This window comes from Ruegeria sp. AF8 (assembly GCF_056541825.1).
In genome coordinates this window covers 220576-247044 of sequence record NZ_JBQFYW010000003.1, presented here as the reverse complement: position 1 = coordinate 247044, position 26469 = coordinate 220576, and the positions used below count along the sequence as shown (strand labels likewise).

Here is a 26469-nt window from a genome sequence, read left to right as displayed (position 1 = left end):
AAAGCGAATCGATTGCGGCCTGCGTAATCAGGTACCGTCAGACTTAGGTGCCGGTCTTTTGCGCGGCACCGGCGGCCGAACTGCCTGCCCAGGCCAGACTGTCACCAAGTTGCGCCAGGATATTCACCGCATCCCGCAACGGTGCTTTCCCGCTTTCGAATTGTAGCAACAGCAGCAGATCCATTGCCCTTTCGAATTCGGCAGGTACCCAATCGGCTGACGGGTCAAGTTCAGCGCCGCTGTCCAAACGTTCGGCAAAATCCTCGACAATCTCCTGGCAGCTTTGCAGGAAAGTGGTGGGGTCCATGTCGGAGCTTTCCTGCAAATCTTCATAAATCGAGGTAATCGCGGCCAGCCATTCTTCGAGAATTGGGTTCGACAGCGGCGGCAGCGCGGCACTCAGACTGTCCTGCAACGCCCCACCGGCGGAGCCGACAGAGGGAATGACCGCAGGCTGATTTTCTGACCTGGCCGAAAGTTTTCCAAGTTCCGGCAAAAGCAACTCATCAAGATCCGACCGCGCCGCATCAATGTCTTTCTGACGACGCACAGACGCGATTCCAAGAACAGCCTCGGCCAGTGCCTGCCCGCCGCACGATTCCCAAAGCACGAAATCGGGCTCCGGTTCTTTCGACATTGCCTTGACCGCAACGGGGGTGCCGATCGGAACCACATTCTGGAACAGATCACCGGTTTCTTTCCGCAACCGCCCCAGAACGCGGTCGAGTGAATCCTGCACCGGATGCAAATCCGCGTGAGTCACCGCCAATAAACTGTTGTCCCGCAACTCCTTGGGTACTTGCGACCACAGGTGCCGCTCGGTTTCGCGCCACGCGTTTGCTCCGTTGCTGCACCAAATGGCGCAGTCGACGAATTTCAGTAGATCGAGCGTCTGTTTATAGCTTTCATCCAACGCTCCCGACCCAGGCAGGTCAAACAACGAAATTTCGCGCATTGCCGGAGAATTCAGACCGACCGAGATGAAATCCGGCTTGTCCGCTGCCGCTTTTTCAAGTGCGATTCCGGCATAGATTTTGTGCGGTTTGTCCCACCAGCCAACCGTCGTCTCGGGTTCATCCGCATAGGCCACGATGACCAGTGGCAATTGCAGGTGATTCGGGCCGGTGGGCAGAATATCGGCCCCGGCAAGCATATTCGCGAGGCTGGACTTGCCCGCGCCAAACTCTCCGGCAAAACCGATCGCAACCGCATTCGACAGCCGGTCCACATGGGCCGACGCGCGCTCGCGCAACTCCTGCAACTGGGGCGTTTGCGGCTCGTTTCTGGTCGCCGACAAAAAGCGCTCCAGCTGCCGGACTATTTGTTCGGTCCCGGGAAATTCGATCACTCTGCAGCCTCCGCCTTTCTTCTGTTGGCCCGTGCCGGGCCAAACACCGCATCCAGTTCTTCCGAAATTCGGCGCGCCCGGTCAAATTCGGATTGCGCGTTTGCTTTCGCGCTCGTCTCGCCGCCGCCATCTCTGTTCTCAAGATGCCCCGCCAACAAGGCAAGGTGATGGGTCAGCACAGTGTCCAGGCGCTCCAGCAGATCGATACGCGCAGTATCGACAAGATCATCTCCGATCAGTTCGAACTCCTGCGTGATCATCCTTTCCGCGCGCGACACCACACTGCTTTTCGAAATCAGGCGCGACAGCCAGCTTACCCGCAACTCAACCGTAATGCCCCGGGTCAGAGCCGTGGTATTGGGCCGGAACCAGCGAACCGCGCTTGTGTTCATTCGGCTTTCCGAATCTTCTTTCCATCCAGGCAGGTTCCTGAGCGCCGCGCCGCTTTGCATATCGACAGTATAGAGCTCGCTGAGCATACGCTGGCGCACAACCTGGGTTGCATCCTGCACCAGTTCCCGCATCCGCTCTCGCAGGCGCGAGAAATCCAGTTCGGTCGCGCCCCCCTTGGCAAGCAGCGGAGAAGAGCCATCCGGGCCACGCACGACCGATGCTACCATTTCCGATACGGTGTCATCCATGATGCCGCGCAGATTGGAGAAAACATCATCCATATCGCGGGTCACTTCATCGGTTTTCAGCGCGACCATCCCGCGCAGCGAGTCGAGGATATCATTGTTTTCTTCATCCCGTGCACTGTCGGGTTCGACTTCGTCCTCCACTGCCCGCACGCGGGCTTCACTCCGCTCCAGATCACCTTTGGCAAAACCGTTGAGATGCTGCCACGCCATTTGCAGCTGTTCGCCGCAAGGCCCGTCGGCCAGCGCCTTGGTGACATGCCCGCGCAAATCCGGCAGACCCGATGCGATCATGGCGGCCAATCGCAGCACCGCTTCGCGACTGACCGGCCCGGACCCCTGTTTCATGTCCCTGACGCCGTCAAGGTACTTTTGCATCTGCTTGGGGTGCGCGCGCAGCCAGGCCAGCACCTTGTCATGATTGATGCCGGTCTCATCCCCGGTCAGGGCAAAGTGCGCCCATTGCGCGCTGCCCATCAAAACGTCGATGTTCGAATTGCCCAGCGCCTTTTCCAGTCCATCTTCGACATCCGCACGCACTTTCGCGGCATCCTCTGCGCCGCCGTTCAACTCGTCAACACGGTTGATGAAAACGACGATCTGACCTAGCTCCAGCGCTTGCATCAGACGGAACAGTTTCAGATCTGCTCTCGACAGCGCCTGGTGCGCCGACAGAACCACCACAAAGAAATCCGCTTCTTTCAGATATTGCCGCGAGATTTCCTCGCGGATCAGCAGCGGATCATTGACTCCGGGCGTGTCGGTGACGGTCAGCGGAAAAGGGAAATGGCCCAGTTCGAAATACACTTCGGCCTTGCGGGTTATGTCGCTGTAAAGCCCGCGGTCCGAGCCCGGCTCGCTTTTTTCGGGGTCCGTGGGATCATCGCCCGCACAAACGTATCTGGCAAGGTCCGTCGAATCCAGCATGTCCAGATCGTGGCTTTGCCCCATCAGCCTTTCATAGCTGTCTCCAAGCCTGAGCCGGGCGCGGTTTTTCATCGCCTCGACCTGCTCTTCGATCATTTCGCGTTTATAGCTGTCCTCTTCGTCGGGGAACATGTTGCGCAGTTCTTCACCTTCGGCGATCAGGGCATGCCACTGATGGTTGTCGAAAAAGTGAAACTCCGCCCCCTTTACGCGACCGGAAGGATGGCCAAAATGCATGTCGGTGATCACAGTGGTCCACGGGTTGACGTCGGACGGCAAAAACTCTGCATGCCCTGTGAATCCGTTAATGAGACGAGACTTACCGGCCTTTATCTGTCCGACAAAGGCAACACCGGGCTTTAGCCCGGTCAAATCGCGTATGATCCGGGAAATGAACAAACGGGTTTCATCATTGGCCGTTTCATTCATTTCTTCTGCTATCCGGATCAACTCCCGGCGACTGGTCTCACTCATTTCATTACCCTACGAACTCATTCGTGTAACGTTCACATTGAAAAACGACAAAAAACAAGAGTTTACGGAAAGCGTCGAAGCTACCCCCGATCCCGAAGAAGAGATTTCCATAGATTTACCACGGAACCAAGCTTGCGCCCTTCGTGGACAGAAACTGCGGTCGAGACCCCATCGCGCAAGATGGCAATGGCGTTCCCCTTGCCCCCCGCCGGGCGCAACACGATGAGCTGCGGGTCTGAAATCACAGAGCTGCTATCCGCATCCCACGCCGACAAATCGTCTGAAAATCTTTTCAATTTCTCATCGTCGGGGCACATTGGTCGGCCCTGTGCGCAGGCACCGGCGGCAAACGACATGGCTTGGTCGCCTGATCCAATCAACAGTTGCCCAAGTGCGAACCGTCCTGACCCCTCAAAGAATTGCTCGGCCAGCGAGGCTTCATCGACGGGTTCTGCGGTATTTCTTTCACTCTTCGGGTCTTCGGCTGGCGTCATTTCGCCTGTGGCTTTCTGAACGACAGGGGCGAGGTTGGCGCAGGCTTTTTCGATCTCGGACATCGTGATCCCGACATCGTCCGCGTCCGGGGTTTTGTCCGGATACAGCGATATCAGGTTGAGAGGACCAGGCGCTGCACTGACAGCCGTGAGGAGTTGTGCAACTTTGTCTGTGACCCCGCCACGCGCGTCCGCGTCAAAATCCGGCAAGTCGCCGACACTGGCGTCGAGAACACCGGTTACGCGGGAACTGCTGACTTCGATCACCAGATGATTCCCGTCGCCCGCAGTTATTTCCATGCGGCGGGGCAAAACCGTTGCCCGAATGGTCTGCAACAGCGCCGCCCGGCGGTCGCCGGCGGACTCACCGGAAATTTGAGTGCTAGGCGACAAACGCGGTTTCGCGTTGCGGCCCAGGTTGCCAAGCATGTCGATGATTTCCGTGTCGATCACGGCCATTCCCCCTCAAGTCCGGTGCTACACGACCGCCGCAACTGCCCCGAGACTCATATGTGATTTTGTGAGCGCCAGCCCCACATTGGCGCTGTCGCGACATATATAGCACACGACCTGATCCGGATACTCTTTGGTACGCATGAAGACATGCAAACGGTCGCCGGAAAAGACGGCAATTTCCCCGAAACACTGCGCGTCATCTTCATCGTGCCCCACCCCGCGCATCACTTCTTCGAAAGCCTGGATACCCTTGCCCTGAAACAAACTGGCGATTGCAAGCGCCAGAATCTCCAAAGTTTCCTCGGCTTCGGCATCATCCGCCTGCAGGCCAAGCAGCATCCCCGTTGCCATGTCGAAATACCCGGCGGCAAAGCAATCAGGTATCGATTCCATTGCAGATTTCAGAGCAACATCAAGTGTCATGTATCACCCCACCAACCAGCGTCACAGAACATGCCATTCCGATCCCAGCTTCTTTCGCACTCCCGGGATGGCATGCAGTGCATCCTGCATCTGACGGGCGTTATGTTTCGCCGCGGCCTGGTCGAAATCTTCCAAAAACGACTGGAAAATGCCTAGCAATTCCTCGGCATCGTCGGGCAATTCTTCGGCTTCGACAATCTCGTGCCACATGGCGGTGGCGTTCAGCGGCGTGCCTGCCGGCATCTCGAATATCGTCTCTGGTGTCGGGTCTTCCGCCTCATCCTCTTCGCGAGCCGGTTCAGAAGTTGCCTCCGGCAGAGCAAAGATATTTGCCTGCTGATCTTCTGACAGCAGATCCGCGTCGCCCAAGGGGGCCTCAAACTCGTCCTCACCTTCGTTCGCCGCCATCAGGGCTGTGATCGAAGAGACGACATCCGGCTCGGGTTCTTCCGCTTCAGTATCGTCCGTGTCAGCCAGTGTAATGGTTTCCAGCTGAACCCGTTCAGGTGCCGGTTCCGGAATTTCTAGCTGTGCGTGATCTTCCGCCGGAGTTTCATCCGTGCCGTCGATCTTGAAGACCACAAAGGTCTCATCTTCGACACCCAACGTATCTTCGCGGCTTTCTTCCGCCAGCGCGAATTCGACCGAGGTTTCCAGTTCGATCGCGTCATCGGAGTCGGCGGTTTCGCTTAAGAAATCGTCATCCGAAACCGCGTTTTCCTGTAGCAACCTGAGCGGATGCCGATCAGCCGCATCGGCACTCGGCCCGGAACTGGTATCCGACGTTGCGTTGGTCGGCAGCCGAAACACCGATCGCAATTCATCCTCTGATGGCGCGACCTCGGGGCTGGTGGCGCTTTCCCGCAGCGATACTTCTTCACGCAATCTGTCGGCCTCACCGGTATCGATCCGAGAGCGAACAGCTTCGGACTGACCCTCGTCGGTGCGTCGCTGAACGCGTGTCGGACGAACCGGCATCACCACTGCCGACGCTTCGCCGCCTGTTGGCAGCGCGCTGGTGACATTTCGATCCACTTGATACCGCGCCAGCATATCGGCCCGTTCATTCACAATGCTTTCGGTAATTTCCAGAAAGCTGTCGATCATTTTGCTGCCGCCGCTGCGCATCCAAAGCTCGGAGTCGCCGGTGTGATCGCGGGCGATGATCGCGTCCTTGGCCGAGAAGAGAATTGTCCGGTTGAACAGATGGCCAGCCTCACGATTCACGCGACGCAGCACTTTCTGGCGGTCCTTCGCGTTCAGGGCATCCGCCCGCGTGACCAGCAGCAGCGAGTTGTGATGCAGGCGGTCCGGCAGGGAAACCCAGGTCGCACGTTCGGTTTCGCGCCAGGCCTGTGTGGAATGTGTGCACCAGATCACACCATTAGCCTGCCCCACGGCGCGTTCCCAAACATCCGACGAAATTTTAGGATCGGAGATCCCGGGCGTGTCGATCAGATCGACGGCTTCGAGGATATCCGCTTTCAGGAAAATGCGAATGAACTGTGCATCATCCATGCTGACCTGATCCAGTTGTTGCAGGTCTATCTCAGATTTACTGCCGTCGTGATGCACCACATATGCCGGCTTGTTGCCCCATGAGAACCAAACCGGAGGCAGTTGCGTTGCCGTGACCTGCGTCGGCAGGGTGTTCTTGCGCACCAGAAAATTCAAGAGCGTCGATTTTCCGGCGCTGAACTCTCCCATCAAGGCAAACACCGGCTTGCGGCGGGCCCATCGCTCGATACGTTTCCTCTGCTGAGGCGTGACGAAGCGGATTTTGTTTTCTTTGGCCATTTTACTTCTTACGCTGCTTCGTTGCTTAGGTCTTTCAGGATATCTCCCAGAATTTCATCCCGGGATTTTTCAGGTTGCAAACCTGCTGCCAACGCGGCGCGGCGCTCGGGATTCTGGTCTGCGGATTGCGAAATGCTGAGCAGGGTTTCCTTTTGCTCGCGCATGAAGTCATCCAGTGCCGCACGGACATTTTCCAGTACTGCCGCAATCTGATTTTCTTCGATATCCTTGGTAATCGACCGGGCCTCGGCCGCGATCAGACGGGTATAGTCAGATGCGTAAGCCTCGAACCCTTTGCGCCGCTGCCACCAGCGCCGCCACCAGGTGCTTTGCAGATCAAGCGCAATCGTGCGTCCGATCGCAAGTGGCGGCGGAACCCGCGGAACGATCGGGGCTTCGATGCTGAATTCACCCAAGTGGTTGCCGAGCAGCTTGTGATAGACGGCCTCGATATCCCGGGCCGCATCACCGTAAAGATCTCCGACCTCCTTGCGCATGTTGCGGGCAAAGCTGAAATAAGCCGCCTTTTGCAAAGTGCGCAACCCAGCGGGATCATATTGCCATGTGCCTTTTTCGCCGTTCTCTTCCAGATGCGCGATCAATGAGTCGGTGGCGCGTTTGACGAAATTCTCCTCGGCCGCCGCAAGGCGCTGCATCACCTTCTGACGCAATCCGGACGTCAGCGCCGAGGCCTTTTCCTCGTATTCGGAAAGAACTTTGGAAATGGCTTCGTCCGGCGACAGCCCATCCAGATCGCGAACAATGCCCTCTTCCGCGCCGGTCATGTTTTTTGCAACGGATGTGGCCCGGATCTGACTTGCGATGTTGCGAGCGCGATGACGCACCCGGTCGATCAGACGCGCACCCGCACCTTCGGCAATCCGCTCGTTGATGGCCAGCAACAGATCGGGCAGGCCCGACAGCGCCCAGATCTTGTCCAGCGACGCGGTGGCCGGATCAAAACCCGCCGCAATGTAAAGCGTGTTCAGCGACCTGTGCGATTCTTCCGTCAGAAGATCGGCGTTTCCGGTAAGCGCCGCCTCGGCCCAGATAGCGCTGCCGAACACCACGCTGGTGTCTTCGCTGATGTTGTTCTGTTTGAGCGTCTGGTTGATGCGCTCGCGAATTTCAGGGACCTGGTTGACCGGATCAGCCAGTTCGTCAATCCGGTTGATGAACAAAATGATCTGGCGGTTTTCAAATTGCGAAATGATCCGCATCAGTGCCATATCCATTGTGGTCAGCGCCTGACTGGCGGCCAGAACCACCACACAAACCTCCGAGCCGCGCAGGCTGCGCAGTGTGATCTGCTCGCGCACCATGAAAGTATCGTTCACGCCGGGTGTGTCGCAAAGCTTGAGCGAGATGGGGTATTGCGGCAGGTCGAGATACAGTTCCGCCGCTTTGGTCACATCGGCAAATCGCCCTGTATTCGGGTTGATGTCCGGATCATCCTCATCCCCCAGGCACACATAGCGCTGAACCAATTCCTCGTCGAAATAATCATACTGGTGATGCTGACCGAGAATCAGATCGAAATGCTTGCCCAGGCGCTCTTCGGACTTCTCCTTCATCTCGGCGATCTGTCGCCGGATATCATCCATTTCGTCATCCGCACCGGCGCGGTTGGCCAGTTCGCCCAGGCGCCCGCCACCAACCATCAGGTTGTCCCATTCCTCCTGATCGAAGAACGTGAATTTCGCCTTGGTGCCGCCCGGAGGCATGGTGTTGATGTTCAGCGTGGTGACAACCGAGGTCCAGGGGTTAACATCCGATGGAAGCAATCCCGGGCGTCCCGTCAGGATGTTCACGACCGTCGATTTGCCCGCTTTCACCTGTCCGACAAAGGTCACGCTTGCGACGAAATTCTCCATCCGGGTCTTGAGGGTCGCCAGACGGGCCGATGAACGCGCATCGGCCACCTCGGTCAACTGGTCTATCTGCGTGGTCAGCGCCGTCATCGCCGACTTCATCGGCGTCAGCGCCTCGTTTCCGACAGATAACAGGTGGTCGTTGCGCGCCATATTTACTCTCCGGTTCCCGTCGCCACATTCCCCGTGTGTTCCCGCGCGCCAGTGCGCCCTGCAGGAAGGTTGGCCGGGGCTTCGATCCGTGCAATCAGTTCTAACACATCACTTAGCATATCGGCTTCGGTCTTCGGACTGAATGTTGCTACTGCTTCAGAATCGGCCAACACTTCGATCGAGTGAAAGCGTGTTCCGTTTTCAAGACTAGCAACACGCTGGCCTGTCGGAAAGCCTTGGGATTTATTTCCCGGCCGCGGCATGCTGGAATTCGCCATCAGAAACTGTTCACCGGAATGCGTGCGCAGTGATATGCAAAAGCCCGTTCCCGGATATTGCCTGTTCAGCATCTTCAGTTCCGAGATAAAACTATCGCGCGCCAGAAAGTCGGCTTCTTCCTCTGCGGCCATTCGGTTCAACTGCTCGCTCACGACACAAACCCTTTAACTTGGAGTTGATTGAACATCGATACACCTGCCAGATTCGCAGGAAGGACTCGTTAACTTCCGGGTTACGAGCATTGCCCTCAAGACGGTGTTTGTTTGACCTGATTGGGAATTTTTGGGGTCCGAATTGGGGCGGAATTGAGATGGAATGCTGCCGGAATGACCGGCCAGCTCAAATCCGGTGAATATATCTATATTTTTCATCTAGTTACCTGCATTTTCCAACCTTCTGCGTTGTCAACGAGGCACTCGGCTCTCTCATCGTCGCAGGCGAAAGCCCTGAAACAGTGTGTGTTCAAATATCACTATTGTTCCGAAAATTGATGCAATTGGGTGATTGGCCCTGTGTCACCCCAACGCTTTGACACGGTTTGCTCCGAGGAATGGTGGCCTTGAAACCGCAAATCGGTCTGCCATTTCTTACAATTCTTGAAGCATGCACCAAGCTCACTTGATGATCCTCGATGTCGCGCGGACCGAGCGAAACACACAGACCATGCGGGAAGACGGAACGAAGAAAGCGGTGACCATTCAGGCGTGGCCCGGCAATCCGACTGATCATCGACAAGCACCACACGTTATTGAGATTGTGGCCGACAGCCTGACGATCCTCTCCGGCAGGTCACAGACGCATGTCAATGAGGTTGCCGTCACCAATCAGCGGGCCACGCTGTGGAAATTGCGGCCCAGCGTGTTGGCCCTAGACGTTTTCCACGCCTATGCCGAGATCATACAGGGCGTGGAATGAGGGTGCCCTGTAGGTGGATTCTTTGCGTATTTTGCAGCAATATGGAATTAGTTTGATCAATTGCATAGTGGACCTGAGGTAATGTCCGATCTCGGGAAAATCGGAGCCAACAGGCCCAATCCCGTCGTTCGCAGCGTCGCAGTTTTGGCTTTTTCCGTGCGAACCAAGCTCTTGATCGCTTTTTTGGGGATCACATTCCTGCTGGTGGGTTTGACGCTTTTCGCGCTGACGACGTTGAAGCAGTCAAACGACCGCGCAGAGGCTATGATTCACGATCAGCAGAGAATCGCCTTTTTCAACGACGTCTACACGGCACTTGGCGAGCTGAACTCTCTCAACCTTGCGCTGAACCTCCCGAAGCGATCAGGAAATGCTGATGATGCGTTTTTCAAAGTTCCCGGCTCTTCCGTGCATGACCGGGCAGGCGATCTGGAATTGTATCTGGCCCATGGCGTGCGGCGGTTCGGGCAAGAGGGCATGCCGGACGCAAAGATCATTTCGGATCTGCGCGCGGATGTGAAAGCGATCATACCCGTTGTCGTCAGGATATTCAGATTGCGGGAAGAGAAAAACTACAACGCAGCCGCCGCGGTCGGGCTTGATGAGCTTTGGTACCCGATCCGCCGCATGCAACGCGAGGCCTATTCGGCCGTTCAACGGATCGAAGTGGAAATGCGGAACCGGGCGCGCATGAACAAGCAGGCCTATTTGACGTCGCGCCGTAGCATTTTGGCGGCGGCGCTCGGCGCCGTCTGTGTGTCGCTTTTTCTCGGCTATTCAATATCTTCCTCACTTCTGTGGCCCATTGGCGTGACCAGGCAGGCTCTTGGCCGCCTTGCCAAGGGAAGGTTTGACGCGCGAGTCAGTGTTCCCAATCGAGACGAGCTTGGTGAACTGGCTGAACATGTGAACCAGACCAGTGAGAAACTGGGGAAGCTATATGGCGAGGTCGAGGCGCAAAAGACGCAGCTCGCCGATTTGAACGCGGTGCTTGAAGACAAAGTGGAAATTCAGGTTGAAGAAATCGAACGCACCAACCGCCTGCGGCGTTTCCTGCCCGCGCAAGTGGCCGAGATGATCGTTGGCGCGACCGACGAAAAGGATGTTCTGCGCACACAGCGGACAGAGATAACGGTGCTGTTCGCGGATTTGCGGGGCTTCACCGCGTTTGCCAACGCCGCGACACCTGATCAGGTGGTTGCGGCGCTCAATACCTTTCACGGCACCTGCGGCCCTCTGGTCGAGGCGGGAGGCGCAACCCTCGAACGGTTTCTGGGGGATGGCGTGATGATATTGTTCGGAGCACCGGTCCCGATGGAAGATGCGGCACAACGGGCAGTGGATCTTGCAAGAGAAATGCGGGCGGCGATCAGCAGGTCGATGGCCGCATTTCAGGCAGGAACGGACGGGCGCGGCCTGGGAGTTGGTATCGGGATCGCCACCGGTGCTGCAACATTGGGCCAGATCGGTTTTGAAGGACGGGTGGATTACGCGGCCATTGGCCCGGCCCCCAACCTCGCCGCCCGCCTTTGCGAAGTCGCTGGCAATGGCCAGATCCTGATTTCCCATGCAACCGCATGGCAGGTGGAAAGCGCCATGAAACCGGCCGGGCCTTTCGCTCTCAAGGGCATCGGACAAACCGTTTCCGCCTTTGAGTTGGTGACGAAGGCAGAGGGAAAATGAACTCTTTGGGTAACCCCCAAAGCCAGCCAGCAGTTGCAGATGGACCCTTGCAGATGGCAAGGGTCCAACCTGAGTTTACTTACGAGCGCACCAGCTTTTCGTAGGATTCCGCGATATCCCGCGTCAGGTCGCCGACCGTGAACATGTATTCCCCGATCTGCCCCACCGGCGTAACCTCGGCGGCGGTGCCGGTCAGCCAGCACTGCTCGAATTCCGCCATTTCCTCGGGCATGATGTGGCGCTCGTGCACGGTGATGCCCTTGTCCTTGAGCATCTGAACCACGGTCTGGCGGGTGATCCCGTTCAGAAAACAGTCAGGCAGCGGCGTGTGCACTTCGCCATCCTTGACGAAAAAGACGTTGGCACCTGTCGCCTCGGCCACATAACCACGGTAATCCATGAACAGCGCGTCCGAACAGCCCTGCGCCGTCGCCTTGTGTTTCGAGATGGTGCAGATCATGTATAGACCCGCCGCCTTGGCATGAACCGGAATGGTTTCCGGGCTTGGCCGCTTCCATTCGGCAATCGCCAGTTTGGCACCCTGCATCTTGGCATCGCCATAATAGGCGCCCCAACCCCAGACGGCGATGGCCATACGAACCGGATTCGCAGCCGAGGCGACACCCATATCCTCGCCCGATCCGCGCCAGACCAGCGCCCGCACATAAGCGTCCTGCAATCCGGATGCCTTCAGCGCCTCGTCCTTGGCGGCCTCGATCTGGTCGACCGTATAAGGCATCGGCATGTCCAGTGCCTTGGCCGATGCGACCAGACGCTCGGAATGTGCCCGGCTTTTGAAGATCTTGCCGTTATAGGCGCGCTCGCCCTCGAACACGGAAGAGGCATAGTGCATGGCATGGGTCAGAATATGCACCTTGGCGTCGCGCCACGGCACCAGCTCGCCATCCATCCAAATGACACCATCACGATCGTCATAACTCGCCATGCCAAGACCTCCTGAACCGGCATTTTTCGATTATTGCGTCACTTAGGTCCGATACGGACATTTTGTTGCGCAAAAGCTGCGATTCGATACCTGTTCGCCCTTGGAATGTCAACAAGACTGACATAAAGTCGAACCAGGCAACGAAAGAGGCGCATTATGTCCGAAACCCGTGCGGCAACGTCCTTTGGTGGTGAAAGCCTGCTGTTTCTGACCGACGAACAATTGCGGCAGGGGATCGAGGCGATGTTCTTTGCCTATCGCGGCTTTACCGCCGATCCCGATCGGATCCTGGCAGAGCTGGCTTATGGCCGCGCCCATCACCGGGCGGTGCACTTCATCAACCGCGCGCCGGGCACGACCGTGAACAACCTGCTGGCCATTCTGGGCGTCACCAAACAGTCTCTGAACCGGGTGCTGCGCACGCTCATCGCCGACGGTCTGGTCGAAAGCCGCGTGGGCACGGTGGACAAACGCGAGCGGCATCTTTTCCTGACGGAGGCCGGCCGGGCGCTCGAGGCAAGGTTGTCGGATGCCCAGCGCTCGCGGATGCGCGCCGCCTACAAGGATGCCGGTCCCGAGGCCGTGGCCGGATTCCGCAAGGTACTTGAAGCAATGATGGATGCTGATATGCGTGGTGCCTATACCAAGCTACGGGATACGACCTCATGAGTGACATGGATGCCCATCTTCTGATCGTCGACGATGACGAACGCATTCGGGACTTGCTCAAGAAGTTCCTGATGCGGCACGGCTTTCTGGTAACGGCGGCCCGCGAAGCAGCCCATGCGCGCCGGGTGCTGTCCGGGCTGGATTTCGACCTGATCGTGCTGGATGTGATGATGCCGGGCGAGGATGGCGTCAGCCTGACCCGCGCGTTGCGGGAAACCCATACCACGCCGATCCTGCTGCTGACCGCGCGTGGCGAAACCGAACACCGGATCGCCGGGCTTGAAGCCGGGGCCGACGACTATCTGGCCAAGCCGTTCGAGCCCAGGGAACTGTTGCTGCGCATCAACGCGATCCTGCGCCGGATGCCTGAAGCCTCGGCACAGGATAGTGCGCCGAAAATCCTCCATCTGGGTCCGATCCGCTACGACATCGAGCGTGGCGAGATGTGGCAGGGCGAAGAGCCGGTGCGCCTGACCGCCACCGAAAGCCAGCTGATGCGGATATTCTCGGCCCAGCCCGGAGAGCCGATCAGCCGCGCCAAACTGGTCGAGGATCTGGGCCGCGACAAGGGGCAGGCACAGGAGCGTGCGGTGGATGTCCAGATTACCCGTCTGCGCCGCAAGATCGAAACCGACCCGAAACAGCCGCGTTACCTGCAAACGGTACGCGGTGCGGGATACATGCTCGCCCCGGACTGACCAGAGCCGCTGCGCGGCGATTTATTGCCTTCGGCGAAGATATTTATAGCCAGATGAACAGGGGATCCCGATGAAAACTGCCCTTTTGACCCATGCCGATTGTCTGGCCCATGTCACGCCACAGGGTCACCCCGAGCAGGTGGCGCGGCTGGAGCATATTCTTCATGCGCTTGAGCCTCTGGATCTCAACCGCGTGACCGCACCACTGGCCGCCGATGACGATCTGTTGCGGGTTCACCCCGAAAACCACATCCGCGCCATACGGGGCGCGCGGCCGGCAGACGGTTTCACCCAAATTGACGGCGATACGTTCATGTCTCCTGGCTCGGTCGATGCCGCCTATCGTGCGGCGGGTGCCGTGGTACGCGCGGTCGACATGGTCCTGGGCGGCGAAGCCGCCAACGCGTTCTGCGCCGTCCGCCCACCGGGCCATCATGCCGAAACGGAAACCGCAATGGGGTTCTGCCTGTTCGGTAATGCGGCATTGGCCGCCAAACACGCGCTGGACCACCACGGCCTGTCCCGCGTCGCGGTGGTGGATTTCGACGTGCACCACGGCAACGGCACGCAGAATCTGTTATGGGATGAACCACGTGCGCTGGTGATCACCAGCCAGCAGATGCCGCTCTGGCCCGGTTCGGGCCGCCCGGACGAGGACGGTGCGCATGGCCAGATCCTCAACATGCCGCTGGCGCCGGGCACCGGTGGGGCCGAGATGCGCGCGGCCTATGAGGGGCAGGCTTTCCCGCGCCTGCGCGCCTTCCAGCCCGAATTGATCGTCATCTCGGCCGGGTTCGACGCGCATCTGGACGATCCGCTTGCCAACCTGAACTGGTCGACGGCCGATTTCGCGTGGATCACCGCTCAATTGTGCAAAATTGCCAATGATGTGTGTCAGGGGCGTATCGTCTCGACTCTCGAAGGCGGTTATGATCTGAACGCGCTGAGCGTCGCGACGAAGGCGCATGTGCAGGAACTGATGAAGGCCACGACATGACCGAAACACCCGTTGACCAGATGACGTTCGAACAGGCGATGAAAGAGCTTGAAGCCGTGGTCGGCCAGCTTGAACGCGGCGACGTGGCGCTGGATCAGTCCATCGCGCTGTATGAACGGGGTGCGGCGCTGAAAAAGCGCTGCGAGGATGAGCTGAAGCGCGCCGAGGAAAAGGTGGCGGCCATCACGCTAGACGCAAGCGGCCAACCCACAGGGACAACACCCGTCGAAGGTCTTTGATGTTTCAGGAACGGCTGGCGCAGGATGCGGCGCTGATTCAGGACCGGTTCGATCTGGTTCTGGGCGCGCTGGACCCGATCGACGTAACCCAGGCGATGGCCTATGCCACGCAGGGCGGCAAGCGGCTGCGCGGCTTTCTGGTGCTGGAAAGCGCCCGACTGCATGGCGTGGGCTCCGAATCCGCGATCTGGCCCGCCACAGCGATCGAGGCGCTGCACGCCTATTCCCTTGTCCATGACGACCTGCCCTGCATGGACGATGACGATCTGCGGCGCGGCAGGCCAACGGTGCACGTCAAATGGGACGAAGGCACTGCCGTGCTGGCCGGTGACGCGCTCCAGACACTGGCCTTTGAACTCTGCACCCGGCCCGAGATCGGTGTGGCGGAAATCCGTGCGGAACTGGCCCTGACGCTGGCCCGCGCAGGCGGTGCACAGGGAATGGTGCTCGGGCAGGCGCTGGATATTGCCGCCGAAACCGCGGATTGTCCGCTGACCCTGAACCAGATCACCCGATTGCAGGCCGGCAAAACAGGGGCGCTGATCGAATGGTCCGCCTGCGCCGGGGCGCGGCTGGCCGGGCAGGACACGGAGCCGTTTCGCCGGTATGCGCGGGCGCTCGGCCTTGCTTTTCAGATCGCCGATGACATCTTGGATGTCGAGGGCGATGCCGAAAAAGCCGGAAAGCGCCTGCAAAAAGACGCAGAGGCGGGAAAAGCCACCTTTGTCTCGCTTCTGGGTCTCGACGCGGCCCGGTCGCGTGCGGCGGACCTGGTGGACAAGGCCTGCGCCGCGCTGGATGGGTATGGCACACGGGCAGATACCTTGAAGGAAGCCGCCCGTTTCGTTATTGCCCGGGAAAGCTAAACCGTAAGGGATTCCATGTCAGACCGCCCGGATACGCCGCTTCTGGATCTTGTGAACCGCCCGGCGGACCTCAAACAGTTTTCGGACGCGCAACTGACCCAGCTTGCCGAGGAATTGCGAGCCGAAACTGTATCCGCCGTATCAGTCACCGGCGGTCACCTGGGTGCGGGTCTGGGCGTGGTCGAACTGACCGTGGCATTGCACGCGGTATTCGATACGCCGCGCGACAAGATCATCTGGGACGTCAGCCATCAGTGCTATCCGCACAAGATCCTGACCGAACGCCGCGACCGCATCCGCACCCTGCGCCAGAAAGACGGGCTGAGCGGTTTCACCAAGCGCAGCGAAAGCCCCTATGACCCGTTCGGTGCGGCGCACAGCTCGACCTCGATCAGCGCTGCACTGGGCTTTGCCGTCGCCCGCGATCTGGGCGGCACCATCCCCGAAGGGCTGGGTGACGCCATCGCGGTGATCGGTGACGGTTCGATGTCGGCCGGTATGGCCTTTGAGGCGATGAACAATGCGGGTCACCTGAACAAGCGCCTGATCGTCATCCTCAACGACAATGAGATGAGCATCGCCCCCCCGGTTGGCGCGCTGTCTTCGTATCTTTCCAGGCTCTATGCCGAGGAACCCTTCCAAGAACTCAAGGCCGCCGCCAAGGGCGCGGTGTCGTTGTTGCCCGAACCCTTCCGCGAAGGGGCCAAGCGCGCCAAGGAAATGCTCAAGGGCATGGCGGTTGGCGGCACCCTGTTCGAAGAGCTCGGCTTCAGCTATCTCGGCCCCATCGACGGCCATGACATGCAACAATTGCTGCCGGTCCTGCGCACCGTCAAAGCGCGCGCGACCGGGCCGATCCTGATCCATGTCCTGACCAAAAAGGGCAAGGGCTATGCCCCCGCCGAACGGGCACGCGACCGGGGCCACGCAACGGCGAAGTTCGATGTTATCACCGGCGAACAGAAAAAGGCGCCCTCGAATGCGCCCTCCTACACCTCGGTCTTCGGCAAGACCCTGGTGGCCGAGGCCGCCCGCGACGACAAGATCGTTGCCGTCACCGCCGCGATGCCGGACGGCACCGGATTGAACCTCTTTGCCGAGCGCTACCCATCGCGCTGCTTCGACGTGGGCATCGCCGAACAGCACGGCGTCACCTTCTCGGCGGCGCTCGCCGCCGGCGGGATGAAACCGTTCTGCGCGATGTATTCCACCTTCCTGCAGCGCGGCTATGATCAGGTCGTGCATGACGTCGCGATCCAGCGCCTGCCCGTGCGCTTCGCCATCGACCGCGCCGGTCTGGTGGGGGCTGACGGCGCCACTCACGCGGGCTCGTTCGACATCGCCTATCTCGCCAACCTGCCGGGCATGGTGGTCATGGCCGCCGCCGACGAGGCCGAGCTGATGCACATGATCGCCACTGCTGCCGCCCATGACGACGGCCCCATCGCCTTCCGCTACCCGCGCGGCGAAGGCGTGGGCGTGGACCTTCCCGAGCGCGGCGAAGTTCTGGAGATCGGCAAGGGCCGGGTGGTTCAGCAGGGCGCGCGCGTCGCGCTTTTGTCCTTCGGCACCCGCCTGGCCGAGGTGCAAAAGGCCGCCGAGGCGCTCATGGCCAGGGGCATCACCCCCACCATTGCCGACGCCCGTTTCGCCAAACCGCTCGACCGCGACCTGATCCTGCGGCTCGCCTCCGAACACGAGGCGCTGATCACCGTCGAGGAGGGCGCCATCGGCGGTTTCGGCAGCCACGTGGCGCAACTGCTGGCGGAGGAAGGCGTTTTCGACCACGGCCTGAAATACCGCTCGATGGTCCTGCCGGACACCTTCATCGATCAGGCCAGCCCCGCCGACATGTACGCGGTCGCCGGAATGAACGCCGAGCAGATCGAGGCCACGGTGCTGAGCGTGCTGGGTGTTGCGCAGATCGGAGAAAAACGGGCCTAGCGACCCGAAAATCCTGAAAATTGGAAGAATCCGGTCTTTTCACCCGCCTGTTTCAATTGGATCCACCCGATCGAAGGCAATCATCGGTCGCCTAAATCTTCGACCCGGTGAACAGGGGTTTTGCAGAAAAGATCAGAGCCTCCCGGATTTTCCGCAGGTGAAGGCTAACACGCGCCCGCGGCGCTCATGGCGCAAGCAGGGCTGCGATATGGGCATCCAATTGCGCGGTAAAGCCCGGGTCGTTTCCGGGATTTGCGGCGCAATGGCCGAAATCGGAATTGTAGGGGGCAAAGCACGCGCCCGGGATCAGCCCTGCCTCGATCTCGTTGTCCTCGGGCGGGAAGTAGAGATCCTGGGTGCAGGGCATCAAAATGGTGCGGGCGCGGATGGAACCGAGGGCAGCGCCGAAATCACCGTTGAATTGCAGCCCGGCGCTGACGTCGCCGGCCTGCCAGGTGGCGAGCTTGCACAACAGGTCGTTGGCGTCCCAGTTTTCGGCGTGATCTTCGGCCCAGTCATCCATCAGGGCCATCGGGCTGTCATAGCTCAGCTGCCGGTACAACCCGTTGCGATAGAAGGTCTGGGAAAAGGCCCAGCCCGCATAGACCCGGCCAAAGGCTTTCAGCCCTTCGACCGGTTGCGTATCATAGTGACCGCCGTTCCAGACCGGATCGGCACATAACGCCGCCTTGACGCCTTCCAGAAAAACGAAATTGTGCGGCGACGTCCGCGCCGAGGCGCAGAATGGCAGGATCGCCTTGACCATGCCGGGATATTGTACCGCCCATTGATAAGACTGGCACCCGGCCATCGACCATCCCAGAACCAGAGCGATCCGGGAAACACCCAGCCGTTCGGTCAGCAGACGATGCTGCGCCGCCACGTTGTCGTGCAGGGTCAGGGCCGGGAAATTACCCCCACCCTGCGGCCCTGAGGTGTTGCTGGGCGAAGACGAGACACCGTTGCCAAACAGATTGACGGACACGATGAAATGGCGGGCCGGGTCCAGCGCCCGACCGGGTCCGAAGAAACCCTCGTTGCGGGCATGGGTGCCGGTATAGAACGTCGGCATCACGATGACGTTGTCGCCGGCGGGCGAAAGCGTTCCATAGGACTTGTAGGCCAGCCGTGCATTCTTGAGCACTCCGCCGGCAAGCAAAGGATGATCCCCAAGGTCGAAAATTTCGTAATCGCTGGACATGGCTGAACTTTCAAAAAGAAAAGGCAGGCAAACAGCCGCCTTTCCAACGGTGTTTGCCCAGTTTGCACAAGGCGGCAGGGGGAACGGTTGCCGCCTCGTCAGGGAAAGCTGAAGGGCTCAGTAGAGACGCAGGTACTCCTGCACCTCCCAATCGGTGACCGACTGGTGATACCGCTCCCACTCGTCGTTTTTGTATTCCAGATAGGAATTGCGCATGACCGGCCCCATGACATGTTCAGCCATCTCATCATGGCGCAGGGCCTCAATGGCATTGAACAGTGTACGCGGCAGGCGGCGGATACCCAGCTCGGCCAGTTCGGCCTCGGTCTTGGAGTACAGGTCGAAATCGGTGGGCTTGCCCGGGTCGATCTTGTCCCTGATGCCTTTCAGCGCGCAGCTCAGGTGCATGGCCATCGCCAGATAGACGTTCATGGTCATGTCGCAGGCGCGGTTTTCAATGCAATGGCGGCTTTGCGGCAGGCGGAACTGGGCTGACCGGTTGTTGAAACCATAGGTGATGTTGGTCGGCGCCCAGGTGACGGTCCCGCCCTCGAAGCCGCCCACGCGCGGGACCAGACCGTTATACGAGTTCACGGTCGGGCAGGTAATTGCGGTGATCGCTTCGGCGTGCTGCATCAGCCCGCCCACGGCCCAGCGGCTTTCGTCTGACCAGTCGCTGCCATCTTCGGTTTCAAAGATGTTCTGACCCGGGCGGCTTTCATGCTGCATCGACATGTTGATATGCGCGCCCGAACGCCAGTCGCCAACGGTGGGCTTTGGCATGAAGGTCACGAACATGCCGTGCTTCTTGGCCACTTCTTTCAGCACGATGCGCAGGAAAGCCAGACGGTCGGACATTTCCAGCATGTTGGTATAGTGGAAATCCAGTTCGAACTGGGAATAGGCGCCCTCGGCCACCACGTCGTGCAGGTTCCAGCCCAGACCCTCGATGATGTCGATCATGTCCTTGAGGAAGGGCATCGAGTCGATGGAATATTCCACGTCATAGCCAAAGGCCTGACGGCGGGGGCTGATTGCCTTGCCCAGATCATCGTCGAATGCCTTAACAGGCAGGCCGTTTTCGTCGTATTTCATGACGATGAATTCCGGCTCGACCCCGGCATATCCGGTATAGCCTTCGTCTGCGGCTTCTTTCATCGCACGCTTCAACGCCTGACGCGAGCAAACGTTATAAGGGGCATCTTCCCAATAGAGATCCGAGAAGATGATGGCCATCGAAGTGTCCCAGGGGCAGATATAAACGGCGTCCAGATCCGGCACCACGACCTGATCGCTGTCCGCCGGGCTGAGCTCGGGAACGAACGAAATCGAGTGCACAGCAAATTGCGGCCCCTTGCCAAGGCACAATTGCTCAAAATCGCTCATCGGCACGGGTTTGGTCTTGGGAATGCCATGCAGGTCGATCCACGCACCCATGACGTATTTCACGCCCGCATCTTCCAGACGTTTCCTGACCTCGGGGATCCGTGGGCGGTTGCGTTCGACCGCTTCCTCGAAGGTCTCGAAATAGATCTTCTCGCTTGGATTGACTTTCAGCATTTGCGTTCCTCCCATAATCTATCGGAATTTTGCATGCGTCAGACCGGCGCCGAACGAAGTCCGTCCAACGGTGCAGCGAAGACGCTGTAAATTGTTCGTTGTTCAGGGGCGCCCCTACACAGCCGGAACCGGGCACCCCCGAGGCGGATCAGCCCGCCACAAAGTCGTTCGGATCGATGCCGGGCACTTCGGTGATACCCGCCAGCTGTTTCCAGTTATGCGGATAGGCCGCATAAAAGATCACCGCCCGTTCATCCGCCTCATACGAGATGTGGTTGTCTTTCGGAACAAACAGCACGTCACCGCGATTGCAGATATATTCCTCGCCATCGCAGACCAGACGAAAGGTCCCTTCGAGGCAATAGATGATCTCGTCACAGGTCAGATCCCACGGCACCTTGATGTTGTTCAGAACGTTGATGCCGCCGCACATGGACTTGGAGAATTCGCTGGTGACCATCGGTTTGATATAGGTGTCGCTGTCACCCATGTTGTCATAACGCTGTTGCACCAGGTCGAATTTGAAAAGTTTCGGTTGATCGCCCATGGGTCACGCCCCTTCGCTGGCCAGATGTTTCAGGATGCTTTCGTTCAGCTCGACCTTGTAGCCGTCCGGATCTTCGCAGAAGGCGATAACACGGGTGCCGTTCTTCATCGGCCCAGGCGGGCGGGTGATGTTGACGCCGGCAGCGGCCAGATCTTCGCAGGCCTTGTAGACATCCGGAGTTTCAATGCAGACATGCCCCCAGCCGTTGCCCTTTTCATAAGGCTCTTTCTGGTCCCAGTTGGCGGTCAGTTCCAGCGTGGGAAACTCGGCCTCGGGTCCGTAGCCGATAAACGTGTTGGTAAACTTACCTTCGGGATAGTCGGTCCGCCGGAGGACCTGCATGCCCAGAATTCCGCAATAGAATTCCAGCGATTTTTCCATATCCATCACTCGCATCATTGTATGCGCGAGGCGAAAGCCCTTGTTGATTTCATTTGCCATTCGTACTTCCTGTCATTTACGAACTTGCGCTTGCGACGTCCCTGGCCACCAGATCCTGGAAGGCGCGCACGCTGTCTTCCCATGCCGGGGACAGAACACCTCCCTCATCCGAGATCGACGACACCCGGCCCAGTTGCAGCCGTTCGGTCATTTCGTGGTCTTCCTTATGCACGTCCCACCACAACTGTTTCAGACCCTCGACATCGTGGCCGTCCAGAAACTGGCCGTCGGTGGTATAGATCGCCCTCTTTTGCAGCATGGTCCCAGGGCCCGTCGGGATGTTAAGGTACACACCCATTTGATTTGGGAAGTACCGGCCCAGAATAAAGTTTGGATAAAGCGCCAGATAGCGCGAGCTGACGCCCAGGCTACCTGAGGTACCGATCTCTTCTTCCAGATCCACGGCGCTGCCCATGCAATTGCCATCGATGATCGTATAGTGGTCCTCAAGCGGCTGGTCGGTGGTGGTTGGGTGGACAAACTGAACGTGATAGGGTTCGATGAAGTTCTCCATGATGAACTTCCAGTTGCAGGCCACTTCGCCGAAATCCAGCTTTGCGACGCAGTCAACCTTGTCCCACTCCATCCCTTCTAGACGCGCCTGGAGCGTGGCGGAATAATCCTCGAAGGGTTCGGCCTTGCCGTCGAAATTCACGAAAATCCAATCGTTCCAGACATGGGTTCGAACCGGGATCAGACTATTGGCCTTCTTGTCGAAATCCTCGTGATCGTGCTGGTTTGGACCACCGAAATGAGGCGCGGCGCGCAGCTGGCCATCAAGATCATAGGCCCAGGCATGATAAGGGCAACGGATCAGCTTGCCGACATTTTTCGGTTCGTCCACCAGAGTCAGACAGCGGTGCCGACAGATATTGTGGAACGCCTTGATCTCGCCTCTGGTGTTGCGAACGATCAAAAGCGGCTTGTTCGCGATGGTGATCGGAACCGCATCACCGGTTTCCTTCAATTCGTGGGCAAACCCAACGCAGACCCAGTTGCGGCAAAACACGGTTTCGCATTCCGCTTCCCAGAAGTCCTGCCCTGTATAGGCCGCTGCGGGCAGTCCTCTTTTCAGAGCACGATCTTCGAAAAACGGAGACAGAATCTTCTGCATGTCACCCATAGTATTTCCTCCCCAAAAGCTGGACGACTGAGATTTCGATATGTGCTGGCACATGATTGCGCCGATCTGTCATAGCGACGCTGATGAAACTGCGCTTTCCGTATTTTGTCTAGCATTTTTTTGGGGTTTTCGTATTTTTTGATCTTCGCTACGCAGAGAAAGTAGAAATTGTTGAAAAAATCGCCTCATTCGGCACAAGCCCGGCTATGCAATATTGCGGGAATTCGTCGTATACGGGTCATCGTGGCACGAAAATTGTGGCAAATCCGTCGCCGGAATGAGGTTCGAGCCGAGTCGGGGCTCTACCAGAATTTTCTGGCCTCGAGGCGGGTTACGGCGCAGTCAGTTTTGGTTGCGCAGGTCAGGTTGAGAATTTCCGCACAAATTCCGCGCGCGTGATTCGCCCGTATCCGCAACACAACGACAAAACCCAAGCGTCACGGTCGCCAGGCCTTGACCCGGCTTGCCAGCCCTCAGGGTATGTTTCAAGCCATTATCCTTGCCCGGTTTTTCCAATCCCTGCCCGGAAATTGCCCCCAAAATTCGCGCGATAGGCACCGCGTTAGAAGCGCAGATCACTCAGTATCTGCCAAACTGCTGATTCAGCCCATTTCTTCACTCACAACAACGCCAAAAATCAGGTTTCCCTAGCTCATTTTACGTATACAGTAAGAAATTTGTTGCAATATTGCCGATCCATCATACGATGATTCCGTATTCGCAAGCTGACGCCTACAACCCGCAACTGCCCGTTTCCGGCGGAATCGCGGGGGGCGGCAGCCCAACTGGAGGGATTCTGTGACAGGAACCGTCAGCAATTCCACCGCCCCGGCCAATGCGCCGGACACGAACCGGCAGGAGACAAGCCCCGCGCCCCGGCGGCGGTTCTTCGAGTTCAAGAAAGATATTCCCGCCAGTTGGAGCATCTCTCTGGGATTCGCGGTCTGGATTCTGTTTTTCGGACTGTGGGAATTTGCGGTCTGGCAACAGTGGACCAACGAAATCCTGTTGCCCGGGCCGGTCAAGGTTCTGACCGCGCTTTACACCATGTTCGCCGAAAACGGCTTTCTGAACGATGTCCTGATCAGCGTCTGGCGTGTGATGTTCAGTTTTGGCCTGGCTTGCATCGTGGCCATTCCTCTGGGCATTCTGATGGGTACGTTTCGCACGGTCGAAGCGTTTTTCAGCCCTTTCGTTTCTGCCTGGCGCTATCTGCCCGCCCCCTCGTTCATCCCGCTTTTGCTGATGTGGTTCGGCGCGGGCGACACGCAAAAGCTCGCATTGCTGTTCATTGGCGTGATCTGGTTTCTGATCACGCTGATCACGGACCACGTCAAGGCGGTGCCAGCGGATCTGATCCGCACCTCGGTCACGCTTGGCGGCAATCGCTGGCAGGTGTTGCGGACCGTGGTCGTGCCCGCCTCGCTGCCCAATATCACCATCGCCATGCGCCAGATGCTGGCTGTCAGCTGGACCTATCTGGTTATCGCCGAGATCACCGCAGCAGATGCCGGAATAGGCGCCGTGATGATGCGCGCAAAACGGTTCCTTCATGTGGATGAGATCATGGCAGGAATTCTGGTCATCGGCATACTGGGTCTTCTGTTCGATTTCCTGCTGCGCCAGTTCTACCGCATTGCATTCCCCTATCTGGAGGGCCGGCACTGACCAGACCCTAATCCGACCGAATCCCGTCCCGGCACTCATGCGTAGACCCGCAAAAAATCAGAACAACCGGGACGCCCATCCAACAGGAAGAGGAGTAGACCATGAACTGGACATGTTTGCGCAACATGAGCGCGGCACTGCTGATTGCCAGCGCCCCGATGGCGGCGAGCGCCGCTGAAGAGGTCAGGATCTCGGGTTTCACCTGGCCGGGATACGGGTTCTGGCACATTGCAATCGCAAAGGGCCTGGCCCCGGATCTGGACCTGCAATACCAGACCATCGAAGACCCGTATGAAAGTTTCAATCTGGTTGCCGCAGGTCAGATGGATGTGGTCAGCTCTACCGCCGAGTTCACGCCTGTCGGTGTCGAAAGCGGGCTGCCGATCAAACTGGTTGCATTTGGCAACCTTTCCTATGGGACGGACAAGATCGTTGCTGCCCCCGGTATCAGTTCCGCGCAGGATCTGGTGGGTAAAGAAGTGGCCGTGCTCGAAGGCGGGCTGTCGCAGATCTTTGTCGCCATGTGGCTCGAGCAGAACGGTGTTTCCTACGATTCCGTGACCTATCGCAACATCATCGCCGACGATGCTTTTGCCGCCATGATCGGTGGCGGCGTCGCGGCGTCGGAATTCTGGGAGCCTTATGGCGCAAACACGCTGAAGGCGTTGGACGGGTCAAGCGTTCTGGCCCAGTCCCGTGAACCGTTCTGGCTGGAGCATGGGGTCATCGCGGACGGGCACTATATGTCCGACTCCTTTGTCACCGAACGCCGCGACACTGCCCGCAAGACGCTCAAGGCCATGTATGACGCCATCGCCTGGTGGCAGGAAAACCCGACCGAAGGCAATCAGATCATCGCCGACGGCATGAAAATGAGCGTGGAAGATGTCGAACTGGTGCTGGGCAAGGATGGCAGCCGTACCGATGGCGGACTGTATGTCTATGACTTTATGGAGGCCGCGCAGTTTTGCGGTTCAGCCCCCGGCAATCCGCCTTTCGATCAGAGCAACGGGCAAATTGGCGACCATTGGAACCTTGTCAGTGAATGGTGGGTCAAGTTCAATCTGATCAAAGCCATCCAGTCACCTGAAAAAGGCATCGAATGTGAACTGCACAAAGAGCTTTACGATGCAGGCTATCGCGGTTGATCCGACCTGATCCAATTGGCCGGGCGCGCCAGCCCCGCCCGGCCTCTTCCGTCATCCCCCCATCCTCGCAAAGGGACTGTCATGCCTTTGGACGACGCCATCCTGACCGCCACCAATGTCTCGAAAACCTTTGGCACCAAGACAAAGAGCGTGGAAGCCCTGCGCGAGGTTTCGTTTTCCGTCGCCCGCAATGAATTGTGCATTCTGCTGGGCCCCTCGGGATGCGGCAAATCCACATTGCTCAACATCGTGGCCGGCCTTGAGGACCCAACCAGCGGGTCGGTCAGCCTTGAAGGCAAACGCATCCACGGCCCGTCACGAGAGCGCGGCATGGTGTTTCAGAGCTACACCTCGTTTCCCTGGCTCACCGTGTTCGAAAATGTCGAATACGGGATGAAACTCAATGGTGTATCCAAGGCGGAACGCCGGGAACGCGCCGAGAAATTCATTGAGCTGGTGCACCTGACCCGGTTCCGCGACGCATATCCCAAGACCCTGTCGGGCGGAATGAAGCAGCGCGTCGCCATCGCCCGCACGCTCGCCAATGAGCCGGACATCCTGCTGATGGACGAACCATTCGGCGCGCTCGACGCGGAAACACGCTGGCACATGCAGGAGATGCTGCTGGAAATCGTCGAAACCACCCACACGACAATCTTGCTGGTGACCCATGACATTCAGGAGGCGATTTTCCTGGCGGATAAGATCGTGTTCCTGTCTGCCAATCCCGGACGGCTGAAAACCGTGCTGGATCTGGAGTTCAAGAAGGGAGCCGAGCTGAGAAGCAAGGAAGATCTGATCGCCCTGCCCGGCTATCTGGAATGTGAACGCGAAATCACCGCATTGATGCGTGCGGAGGCGGGGCATTCGGACGAGGAATACTGAACGCACTCACCTGATGCCCGTCCGACGATCCATTGTCCGCAACGAAATCCACGACCGGGAGTTGCGGAAGGAATCAGCC

24 protein-coding genes are annotated in these 26469 nt (G+C 58.6%); 11 read left to right on the top strand and 13 right to left on the bottom strand.

The genetic code is table 11. The features are described 5' to 3' along the window. Positions 1–43 precede the first annotated feature (43 nt). From ACR0AO_RS08465 to ACR0AO_RS08435, 7 genes are all read right to left on the bottom strand, one after another. Complete coding sequence (locus ACR0AO_RS08465) at positions 44–1348, bottom strand: dynamin family protein (protein WP_480602407.1); 1305 nt, start codon at positions 1346–1348, stop codon at positions 44–46. Continuing rightward, positions 1345–3387, bottom strand: a complete 2043-nt coding sequence (locus tag ACR0AO_RS08460) for a dynamin family protein (RefSeq protein ID WP_480602405.1) — start codon at positions 3385–3387, stop codon at positions 1345–1347. The genes ACR0AO_RS08465 and ACR0AO_RS08460 overlap by 4 nt, the downstream gene beginning before the upstream one ends. An 80-nt stretch (positions 3388–3467) precedes the next feature. Next, a complete protein-coding gene (locus tag ACR0AO_RS08455) occupies positions 3468–4334 on the bottom strand; it encodes a hypothetical protein (RefSeq protein ID WP_480602403.1) in 867 nt (288 codons plus the stop codon). A gap of 24 nt (positions 4335–4358) precedes the next feature. Beyond that, the gene (locus ACR0AO_RS08450) at positions 4359–4760 is read right to left on the bottom strand and encodes a hypothetical protein (RefSeq protein WP_480602400.1); all 402 of its coding nucleotides are present in this window, start codon (positions 4758–4760) and stop codon (positions 4359–4361) included. Positions 4761–4781: 21 nt separating this feature from the next. Further along, on the bottom strand, positions 4782–6557 hold the full coding sequence (locus ACR0AO_RS08445; RefSeq protein ID WP_480602398.1) for a dynamin family protein: 1776 nt from the start codon (positions 6555–6557) through the stop codon (positions 4782–4784). A gap of 8 nt (positions 6558–6565) precedes the next feature. After that, entirely contained in the window at positions 6566–8581 is a 2016-nt protein-coding gene (locus ACR0AO_RS08440; RefSeq protein ID WP_480602396.1) for a dynamin family protein, read from the bottom strand. Positions 8582–8583: 2 nt separating this feature from the next. Next, a complete protein-coding gene (locus ACR0AO_RS08435) occupies positions 8584–9012 on the bottom strand; it encodes a hypothetical protein (RefSeq protein WP_480602393.1) in 429 nt (142 codons plus the stop codon). Positions 9013–9481: 469 nt separating this feature from the next. Here ACR0AO_RS08435 and ACR0AO_RS08430 point away from each other — a divergent pair, with 469 nt between their 5' ends. Together ACR0AO_RS08430 and ACR0AO_RS08425 are read left to right on the top strand one after the other, a co-directional pair. Beyond that, on the top strand, positions 9482–9775 hold the full coding sequence (locus tag ACR0AO_RS08430; RefSeq protein WP_480602390.1) for a hypothetical protein: 294 nt from the start codon (positions 9482–9484) through the stop codon (positions 9773–9775). An 81-nt stretch (positions 9776–9856) separates the two neighbouring features. Then, the gene (locus ACR0AO_RS08425; RefSeq protein WP_480602388.1) at positions 9857–11458 is read left to right on the top strand and encodes an adenylate/guanylate cyclase domain-containing protein; all 1602 of its coding nucleotides are present in this window, start codon (positions 9857–9859) and stop codon (positions 11456–11458) included. A gap of 79 nt (positions 11459–11537) precedes the next feature. On the opposite strand, the gene ACR0AO_RS08420 is transcribed toward ACR0AO_RS08425, so the two are convergent. Next, positions 11538–12404, bottom strand: coding sequence for a branched-chain amino acid aminotransferase (locus ACR0AO_RS08420; RefSeq protein ID WP_480602386.1), 867 nt, complete (start codon positions 12402–12404; stop codon positions 11538–11540). A gap of 156 nt (positions 12405–12560) precedes the next feature. Here ACR0AO_RS08420 and ACR0AO_RS08415 point away from each other — a divergent pair, with 156 nt between their 5' ends. The 6 genes from ACR0AO_RS08415 to dxs all read left to right on the top strand — a co-directional run bounded on the left by ACR0AO_RS08415 (position 12561) and on the right by dxs (position 17817). Continuing rightward, positions 12561–13073, top strand: coding sequence for a MarR family winged helix-turn-helix transcriptional regulator (locus ACR0AO_RS08415; protein WP_480602384.1), 513 nt, complete (start codon positions 12561–12563; stop codon positions 13071–13073). Then, positions 13070–13771, top strand: coding sequence for a response regulator (locus tag ACR0AO_RS08410; protein ID WP_480602382.1), 702 nt, complete (start codon positions 13070–13072; stop codon positions 13769–13771). Before ACR0AO_RS08415 ends, ACR0AO_RS08410 begins: the two co-directional genes overlap by 4 nt. Positions 13772–13841: 70 nt before the next feature. Next, complete coding sequence (locus tag ACR0AO_RS08405; protein ID WP_480602380.1) at positions 13842–14768, top strand: histone deacetylase family protein; 927 nt, start codon at positions 13842–13844, stop codon at positions 14766–14768. After that, positions 14765–15007, top strand: coding sequence for an exodeoxyribonuclease VII small subunit (locus ACR0AO_RS08400; protein WP_480602378.1), 243 nt, complete (start codon positions 14765–14767; stop codon positions 15005–15007). Before ACR0AO_RS08405 ends, ACR0AO_RS08400 begins: the two co-directional genes overlap by 4 nt. Further along, the gene (locus ACR0AO_RS08395; RefSeq protein ID WP_480602376.1) at positions 15007–15873 is read left to right on the top strand and encodes a polyprenyl synthetase family protein; all 867 of its coding nucleotides are present in this window, start codon (positions 15007–15009) and stop codon (positions 15871–15873) included. The genes ACR0AO_RS08400 and ACR0AO_RS08395 overlap by 1 nt, the downstream gene beginning before the upstream one ends. A gap of 15 nt (positions 15874–15888) precedes the next feature. After that, positions 15889–17817, top strand: coding sequence for a 1-deoxy-D-xylulose-5-phosphate synthase (gene dxs / locus ACR0AO_RS08390; protein WP_480602374.1), 1929 nt, complete (start codon positions 15889–15891; stop codon positions 17815–17817). A 184-nt stretch (positions 17818–18001) separates the two neighbouring features. Here the strand turns inward: dxs and ACR0AO_RS08385 are convergent, their stop codons facing one another. The 5 genes from ACR0AO_RS08385 to ACR0AO_RS08365 all read right to left on the bottom strand — a co-directional run bounded on the left by ACR0AO_RS08385 (position 18002) and on the right by ACR0AO_RS08365 (position 22689). Continuing rightward, entirely contained in the window at positions 18002–19018 is a 1017-nt protein-coding gene (locus tag ACR0AO_RS08385) for an alpha/beta fold hydrolase (protein WP_480602372.1), read from the bottom strand. A 117-nt stretch (positions 19019–19135) separates the two neighbouring features. Next, a complete protein-coding gene (locus ACR0AO_RS08380; RefSeq protein WP_480602370.1) occupies positions 19136–20578 on the bottom strand; it encodes a glutamine synthetase family protein in 1443 nt (480 codons plus the stop codon). 148 nt (positions 20579–20726) lie between these two features. Further along, positions 20727–21125, bottom strand: a complete 399-nt coding sequence (locus tag ACR0AO_RS08375) for an AraC family ligand binding domain-containing protein (protein ID WP_480602368.1) — start codon at positions 21123–21125, stop codon at positions 20727–20729. A gap of 3 nt (positions 21126–21128) precedes the next feature. Continuing rightward, positions 21129–21566 (bottom strand): lactoylglutathione lyase, encoded by a 438-nt coding sequence (gloA, locus tag ACR0AO_RS08370; protein WP_480602366.1) that lies wholly within the window; start codon positions 21564–21566, stop codon positions 21129–21131. A 16-nt stretch (positions 21567–21582) separates the two neighbouring features. Next, complete coding sequence (locus tag ACR0AO_RS08365; RefSeq protein ID WP_480602364.1) at positions 21583–22689, bottom strand: aromatic ring-hydroxylating oxygenase subunit alpha; 1107 nt, start codon at positions 22687–22689, stop codon at positions 21583–21585. A gap of 798 nt (positions 22690–23487) precedes the next feature. On the opposite strand from ACR0AO_RS08365, the gene ACR0AO_RS08360 reads away from it, so the two are divergent. The 3 genes from ACR0AO_RS08360 (at position 23488) to ACR0AO_RS08350 (ending at position 26390) form a co-directional block, all read left to right on the top strand. After that, complete coding sequence (locus tag ACR0AO_RS08360) at positions 23488–24357, top strand: ABC transporter permease (RefSeq protein ID WP_480602362.1); 870 nt, start codon at positions 23488–23490, stop codon at positions 24355–24357. Positions 24358–24458: 101 nt separating this feature from the next. Then, positions 24459–25505, top strand: a complete 1047-nt coding sequence (locus ACR0AO_RS08355; protein ID WP_480602360.1) for an ABC transporter substrate-binding protein — start codon at positions 24459–24461, stop codon at positions 25503–25505. Positions 25506–25586: 81 nt separating this feature from the next. Next, positions 25587–26390, top strand: a complete 804-nt coding sequence (locus tag ACR0AO_RS08350; RefSeq protein WP_480602358.1) for an ABC transporter ATP-binding protein — start codon at positions 25587–25589, stop codon at positions 26388–26390. Positions 26391–26469: the final 79 nt, after the last annotated feature.